Raw genomic sequence first — 6626 nt, forward strand, 5'->3', positions numbered from 1 at the left:
AGCTTCTTAATTGTCAAACAAAAGCTTTGTGCCTCTTTGCGAAAACTTTGCGCCCTTTGCGGTTAAAGAGATAACGCAAATCACCGCCCAATGCTAAAGCATCTTCAGCATTTCCATATCGAACTTCGGACTTAAAGCATAATGCAGTTGTATAAGGCCGCTGCTATAAACCTGCTGCCCAATAAACTGCAGGTTTAACCTGTCGCTCAAATTTTGGAACAGTGGCTTGCCCGCGCCTAAAATAATGGGGTGTATGGATAACTGTAGTTCGGTTACCCAACGTTTGGCGATGAATGCCGAAAGAAGGCTTGCGCCCCCGAACAGCCAGATGCTTTTGCCTGCCTCGTTCAATATACTTTCAACCCCATGTTCGAAGTTTGCCGTGTTGATAACGGTTATGTCTTCATCTTCCTCGGGCACCAACGTATCCGAGAAAACATACAGCTTTTTACCCGGAAACATGCTTGGGTTGGCACGTATTAATTCATAGCTTTTGCGGCCGATAAATATAGCGTCGATGCTCTCGAAAAAGGCAGTAAGGCCGTAGTCCTGGTCGTCCATGCACCAATCGTATTCACCGTTTGGCCCTTCTATAAGCCCATCGAGACTTACCGCAACATTCAGTATAACTTTACGCATTAGTCTTCTTCGTGTTGTTCGGGCTTTCCGCGTTCCGCCCATTGTTTGCTGAATGATTTTTCGGCCACCTCGGGCATCTCCTTATACTGTCCCCACGATTTTTTGAAGAACAGCCTCAGCAGGTAATTCTTCATTTTGCCACCAAAAAAGTCCATCGACTTGCGTTTCAGCATGCCTTTTTTCCACCCGGCCCAGCCCCATCTTTCTTTTTTGGTTACCAGATTCTCGTTTACGGCATCGCGGCGGTTAAGCAGCAGCATTTTATGGATATCTATTTTTACCGGGCAAACGCTGGTGCAGGCTCCGCAAAGGCTGCTGGCATAGCTAAGGTGCTTAAAATCTTCCATCCCGCGCATGTGCGGCGTTATCACCGAGCCTATGGGGCCGGTGTAAGCGGTTTCGTATGTGTGGCCACCTATATTTTTATAGATAGGGCAAACATTGAGGCAGGCCCCGCAGCGTATGCAGTAGAGACCCTGGCGCTGCTCTTTTTGGGCAAGCAGGTTGGTGCGGCCGTTATCAAGCAATATTACGTACATCTCGTTCGGGCCGTCGGTTTCGCCGGGTTGGCGCGGGCCGCTGAGCAAGGTGTTGTAAACGGTTAGGTTTTGCCCCGTTCCGTGCGTAGCAAGCATAGGCAAGAACAGATCGAGGTCGGCAATGGAGGGGATTATCTTCTCTATACCTACTATGCTGATCTGTATTTTGGGGAATGTGGTGGTAAGCCGCGCGTTCCCCTCGTTCTCGCTAATGGAGATGCTGCCGGTATCGGCAATGAGGAAATTAGCGCCGGTGATGCCCACATCTGCCCGCAGGTATTTTTCGCGAAGCAGCTCACGCGCTTTTTGGGTAAGCTGCTCTGGTGTGGCATCTATCGGTGTACCGAACCGATTGTGGAACAGCCGGGCAATATCCTCCTTTGAAAGGTGCATGGCCGGGGTAACGATATGGTATGGCCGCTGGCCCAGCAACTGTACGATGTATTCGCCCAGGTCGCTCTCTACCGATTCGATGTCGTTACTCTCCAGGAACTCGTTGAGGTGTATCTCTTCAGTGGCCATCGATTTTGATTTGATGACCGTTTTGGCGTTTGCCTTAGTAATGATGTTGAGTATCTCGCGCTGGGCCTCTTCGGCATCGTTGGCCCAAATGACTTTGCCGCCACGTTTCTGGAAATTGGCTTCGAACTCCGGCAGGAATTTATCCAGGTTTTCCATCACCTTCCATTTGATGGCGTGGCCCTTCTTTTTAGAATTGTCGAGGTTGATCATCCGCGAGAGGCCACGGGCAACTGATGCATCGTACTTGCCTATGTTATGGTTGATGATGCGCCGATGGTCCGTGTCGAACACTTTCTGTTCGGCCGCCTCTAAAAATTCCGCTGCGATGTTTCCCATTTATGCGAAATTAAGCAAACGCGGGCAAGAATGTTTTATGATGGTTAAATTATTTGCTTTGCAAACGGTCTGCATCAATTTGAGTGAACACGAATTTTCTCTAATTGAACCGAATTTCACTAATTTTTAGCTTCGATATAAAGTGAAGTATGGTTAGTGTTAATTTGTCTTAATTCGTGAAATTCGTGTTAACTCAAATCTTGCCGTAACATTTTTTAATCTCTGTGGACTCTGTTTTAAATCAATCTTTAACGAAACAGTCTGCATCAATTTGAGTGAACACGAATTTTCTCTAATTGAACCGAATTTCACTAATTTTTAGCTTCGATATAAAATGAAGTATGGTTAGTGTTAATTTGTCTTAATTCGTGAAATTCGTGTTAACTCAATTCTTGTCATAACATTTTTTAATCTCTGCGGACGCTGTGACTTCTCTGTTAACCCTGTGTTAAATCAATCTTTAAGGATTATGCCCACCCTCTTTTTATTCGCAAGCAGATAATATTCTACCCCATATACCGTATTTGCTTTAAATGAAAACCAGGCTACCTATCCTTATTATTTCGGCTATGCTGGCATCCTGCACCAGCGGCATCTACGTTAATAAAGCATATTTATCGCAACACAATATCGACAGCATGACGCTGGCTGTTTTGCCGGCCGATGTTTACTACAGCGGCAAACAGCCCCGGCAGGATGATTGGTACGCCCAGGAACAAACCGCAAGCCATGAATTGCAAGCAGAAGTGCAGCAGGCTCTGCTTGATTGTAAATACACCCATGGCCGCCGCAACCAGCAATACACGGTTGTACTGATAGACGCGGATACGGTTAATAAACGCTTACTGACTAAAATGGCTGATTTGCGTACCGCATGGACCATGCCCGCCGATAGCGTTGGCCGTATGATTGGTGCAGATATGGTGATAAAAGTGCGGATGGATAGGGAGCGCTACATGTCTGACAAGGCGGCGAATTGGGGCAACGCCGGCCTTTTTGTTTTGAATGTGCTAACATCGCCCCGAAATGAACCGTACGTTCCGCTGTTTGGTTATGTAAAGGCAGCCGATTTCGATTACGAAATCAATCTTATTGCCACGGCCACGGGCGATACCATATCAAGTTATAGGCTCAACCCGCCAAACCGGGGCGAAATAACACGGGCTAATAAATGGATGGCGGCAAAATCGGTAGTGTTTGCGGGCAATTGATTACTCCATATAAACATCCAGCAGGCCATCGGGCAGGTCAACCGTCACGATGTTCTTCACCCGGTCAATTCCCAGGATGATGCTCTCGTTAAGCGGGAAAAGCACTTCGTTGTTTTTATACGTAACGGCAGCTATCAGTTGCTGGGGGAATTCGTGGATATCGGTAATCTCGCCCAGTTCTCCCTCGTTAATGTCTACGGCTATGAAGCCTTTCAGGTCCTTTAAGCCGAAATCTTCTTTCCGCTTTTTGGGCTTGGCTTTGTTGGGCAGGTAAATATCTTTACGCACCAGGGCACTGGCTTTTTCGATGGTGTCGATATCCTCCAGGTACAGGTATGCGCTGTTTTTTTGATTGTGCTTTATCGATTCTACGAAAAAAGGCACTAGTTTGCCGGCGATATCCAAAAACATCGAGGTGATGTTGATATTCTCCACACCGTCGTAATCCATATACAGCTGCATCTCGCCCTTAAGTCCCTTGGTTTTAAGCACCGTGCCTATCCGGAAATAACCTTCTATGTCCATCTGATGAATTTGTTGTTAAATAACAATGGCGAAGAACCGTTCGGTTGCTTCGCCATCATGTCAGAACCAAGAAGTAAAGAATCAGGAATCAAGATAGTTTTCTTGTCTCTTGCTTCTTGTTGTCTTGTTTCTATTAAAGTATTATTCAGCGCTTTCTGCTTCAGCATCAGCAGCCGGGGCTTCTTCTGCTACTTCTTCGGCAACTGGTGCGTTTTTGGCAGCAATAGCAGCGGCTTTATCTTCCTTCTTCTTAGCTTCAGCAATTAAAGCAAGTTTACGTGCTTCGTCTTTTGCAGAAACCAGGCCGGTTTTCTTGCCGGTGATTTTACCGTCTTTTTGTTCTTGCCACTCAGCAAATTTAGCATCTGCCTGTTCTTCGGTCAATGCGCCTTTTTTAACGCCGCCCTGTAAGTGTTTTTTGTATAATACGCCTTTATAAGACAGTATTGCACGGCAGGTGTCTGTTGGCTGTGCGCCATTGTTTACCCACTCAAGGGTTTTGTCGAAATTGATGTCGATAGTAGCGGGGTTGGTGTTAGGGTTGTATGAACCTACACGCTCAATGAAACGGCCGTCGCGTGGTGCGCGGGCGTCTGCTACTACGATGTAGTAAAAAGGTTTGCCTTTTTTACCGTGTCTTTGCAGTCTGATCTTAGTTGCCATCTTTTAATTTTATGTATTCAACATTGTCCCCGGAGTTCTTTCTGCGGGGATGCAAAGGTATGTATTTATTTTATAAATTAAAAGGCTTATTATTAAATGGATATAATTGCGCGTGTGATTTTATTTGGGTAATAAAACACCTATTGACGCATAATTTGTTATAACTTTATCCATCAACCTGATGATGCCTTATGCAAGCAAGCATTTTGCCGCTAATAAGAGAGTGCATTATAGCATTTAACCTGGGTCTGCAACAGTATATCACTATTGGGCCATGCATAGGTATGCTTGCAGGCCAGCCGCAGGGAACCGCCCCAACCAAGGTAGATTTCTGGATCCCGATTATCCATCCCGACGATACAGAGCGGGTTGGCAATGAATACAACAGCCTTACCATTGGCAATACCCTCGAAACCAGTTACCGCATATTACCTGCCGATGGCAGCGAACTAAGGCACATTACCGAGCGGCGCAGCATCTATACCGATGCGCTCACCGGGCACCCGGTACTGCTTTGTACGTTGAACGAGGTGACCAGCCAGGCACCCCCAGCAGGCGACGATAAAGCCGATGCGCTTAAACGCGAGCAATTCCTGTTATCGCTTATTAATTCGCAAACTAATTTTTTGGTGCGGTTGGATAAGACAGGCCGCTTCACATTTGTTAACAAACGTTACTGCGAGGTTTTTGGTTACGCGGCAGAAGAGCTGGAGGGGCAGCATTTTGCCATAAACACCCTGCCCGAAGATCTGGAACGCTGCCAGGCCGCCTTTATAGAGTGCCTGGCCAACCCCGGCAAAATAATACCCCTGATGCGCGAGAAGCTGGATAAAGCCGGCAAACGCCACCCATCCGAATGGGAGTTTATATCCATCGTGAACAAGAGCGGCGAGGTGAGCGAGATACAGGGCGTGGGGCAGGATATCAGCTTCCGGTGCGAAACCGAGAACCGCGTAAGGTATGCGAACGAAAAGCTGGATAATTTTATCGAAAGCATTACCGATTCGTTTGTGATACTGGATAACGACTGGCGTTTCATCAAAGTAAACGGCGCCTTCCTCAAAACATTCAAGCGCACGGAATGCGACGTGATAGGCAAAACCGTATGGGACGTTTTCCCTACCGTCCTAAACATGGAAATTGCCAAAAAACTGCGCAACGCTGCAGAAACCAAACAGAGCATACAGTTTACCGAGTTTTTGCCCATAACCAGGCTTTGGTTCCGTAACACCTTATACCCATCGGCAGAGGGTATAACCATTTTCATGAAAGATATTACCGGGCAAAAAATGGCCGAGGAGGAGCTTAACCGCACGCGCATCAACCTCGAATCGCTGATCAATAACACCGAGGATATGGTGTGGTCTATAGATGTTGCCGGGCGGTATATCTACACCAATACGCCTTATAAAAATGCGGTTCTTAAAGAAGCGGGCGTAATGCCTGCCGATGGCCAGGAGGCGATAGTTTTCGGCCCGGATGCCGCCCGCCAGGCCTGGACGGAGTACTACCGCCGCTCGCTCGCCGGCGAAAGCTTTTCCATCGTATATGAGAATACGCACTCGGTGCCGGGGGAACTACAGTATCACGAGGTAAGCTTCAACTGCTTGATTAACCAGGCAGGCGAAATTATAGGCACGGGCTGCTTTGCCAGGGATATTACCGCGCGCCTGCAAACCGAAAACGAAATCATCGCCCAGAACGAGTGCCTGCGCAATATCGCATCCTTAAGCTCGCACGAGTTGCGCCGCCCCGTGGCCAGCATGCTGGGCCTGATCAACGTGATCGATTTCGAAGATTTTGCCAACCCCGAAAATAAGGAAGTCATAGATTTGCTACTGGTGGTAGGCAACGAGATAGACGAGGTAATACGCGCCATAGTTGATAGCACCTTTACAGGCTTGCTGCCGAACGAGCCTAAAGAAGAGGGCGGGCCCGATCAATATTAATTAACCGTCATCCTGAACTTGTTTCAGGACCCCATCATAAAAGTAGCCAAATGCTTAGCCACCTTGTGTGCCTGCGACCTGCCGTGTGAGGTGTTGAAACAAGTTCCATTAGACTTGCAAAGAAATTAATTAACAGATTGTTGTTGATAATTTTGGCATGTTAAAATGTGGAGAAGATAGCCGGTAGGAAATAGTCACGAGTTCTAGCCTTCGAGGCTCTATGTTGATCTAATGCCCTGGCT

6 protein-coding genes are annotated in these 6626 nt (G+C 47.3%); 2 read left to right on the forward strand and 4 right to left on the reverse strand.

What is annotated here, in order from left to right:
- Positions 1-93 precede the first annotated feature (93 nt).
- Positions 94-639, reverse strand: coding sequence for a dihydrofolate reductase family protein (locus tag AC1DYT_RS25445; RefSeq protein ID WP_477472304.1), 546 nt, complete (start codon positions 637-639; stop codon positions 94-96).
- On the reverse strand, positions 639-2036 hold the full coding sequence (locus AC1DYT_RS25450; RefSeq protein WP_477472305.1) for a LutB/LldF family L-lactate oxidation iron-sulfur protein: 1398 nt from the start codon (positions 2034-2036) through the stop codon (positions 639-641). The genes AC1DYT_RS25445 and AC1DYT_RS25450 overlap by 1 nt, the downstream gene beginning before the upstream one ends.
- A 533-nt stretch (positions 2037-2569) precedes the next feature.
- Here AC1DYT_RS25450 and AC1DYT_RS25455 point away from each other — a divergent pair.
- Positions 2570-3247, forward strand: a complete 678-nt coding sequence (locus AC1DYT_RS25455) for a hypothetical protein (RefSeq protein ID WP_477472306.1) — start codon at positions 2570-2572, stop codon at positions 3245-3247.
- Here the strand turns inward: AC1DYT_RS25455 and rimM are convergent, their stop codons facing one another.
- On the reverse strand, positions 3248-3772 hold the full coding sequence (gene rimM, locus AC1DYT_RS25460) for a ribosome maturation factor RimM (protein WP_477472307.1): 525 nt from the start codon (positions 3770-3772) through the stop codon (positions 3248-3250).
- Positions 3773-3913: 141 nt separating this feature from the next.
- Positions 3914-4435 (reverse strand): 30S ribosomal protein S16, encoded by a 522-nt coding sequence (locus AC1DYT_RS25465; RefSeq protein ID WP_133226743.1) that lies wholly within the window; start codon positions 4433-4435, stop codon positions 3914-3916.
- A 191-nt stretch (positions 4436-4626) separates the two neighbouring features.
- Here AC1DYT_RS25465 and AC1DYT_RS25470 point away from each other — a divergent pair, with 191 nt between their 5' ends.
- Positions 4627-6384, forward strand: coding sequence for a PAS domain S-box protein (locus tag AC1DYT_RS25470; protein WP_477472308.1), 1758 nt, complete (start codon positions 4627-4629; stop codon positions 6382-6384).
- Positions 6385-6626: the final 242 nt, after the last annotated feature.

Source organism: Mucilaginibacter sp. P1_D10, from assembly GCF_056406215.1.